We start from the raw sequence: 944 nt of genomic DNA, 5'->3' as shown, positions 1-944 counted from the left end.
AGTGTCGCTGCCGCAGCTTCGGTGCATGGTTTAGCCCCGTTACATCTTCCGCGCAGGCCGACTCGACCAGTGAGCTATTACGCTTTCTTTAAATGATGGCTGCTTCTAAGCCAACATCCTGGCTGTCTGTGCCTTCCCACATCGTTTCCCACTTAACCATGACTTTGGGACCTTAGCTGGCGGTCTGGGTTGTTTCCCTCTTCACGACGGACGTTAGCACCCGCCGTGTGTCTCCCGTGATAACATTCTCCGGTATTCGCAGTTTGCATCGGGTTGGTAAGCCGGGATGGCCCCCTAGCCGAAACAGTGCTCTACCCCCGGAGATGAGTTCACGAGGCGCTACCTAAATAGCTTTCGGGGAGAACCAGCTATCTCCCGGTTTGATTGGCCTTTCACCCCCAGCCACAGGTCATCCGCTAATTTTTCAACATTAGTCGGTTCGGTCCTCCAGTTAGTGTTACCCAACCTTCAACCTGCCCATGGCTAGATCACCGGGTTTCGGGTCTATACCCTGCAACTTAACGCCCAGTTAAGACTCGGTTTCCCTGCGGCTCCCCTATACGGTTAACCTTGCTACAGAATATAAGTCGCTGACCCATTATACAAAAGGTACGCAGTCACACCACAAGGGTGCTCCCACTGCTTGTACGTACACGGTTTCAGGTTCTGTTTCACTCCCCTCGCCGGGGTTCTTTTCGCCTTTCCCTCACGGTACTGGTTCACTATCGGTCAGTCAGGAGTATTTAGCCTTGGAGGATGGTCCCCCCATATTCAGACAGGATACCACGTGTCCCGCCTTACTCATCGAGCTCACAGCATATGTGCTTTTGTGTACGGGAGTATCACCCTGTACCCTGCGACTTTCCAGACGCTTCCACTAACACACATGCTGATTCAGGCTCTGGGCTGCTCCCCGTTCGCTCGCCGCTACTGGGGGAATCTCG

The 944-nt window shown here is 53.9% G+C and carries 1 rRNA gene; it reads right to left on the bottom strand.

Annotated features, from left to right (window positions below):
• Positions 1–944, bottom strand: a 23S ribosomal RNA gene (locus FJW00_RS20025); the annotation flags it as partial.

This window comes from Pantoea anthophila (assembly GCF_006494375.1).
In the GTDB taxonomy this organism is placed as follows: domain Bacteria; phylum Pseudomonadota; class Gammaproteobacteria; order Enterobacterales; family Enterobacteriaceae; genus Pantoea; species Pantoea anthophila.
The sequence above is the reverse complement of the archived record's forward strand: the minus strand, read 5'-3'. Positions and strand labels throughout refer to the sequence as shown.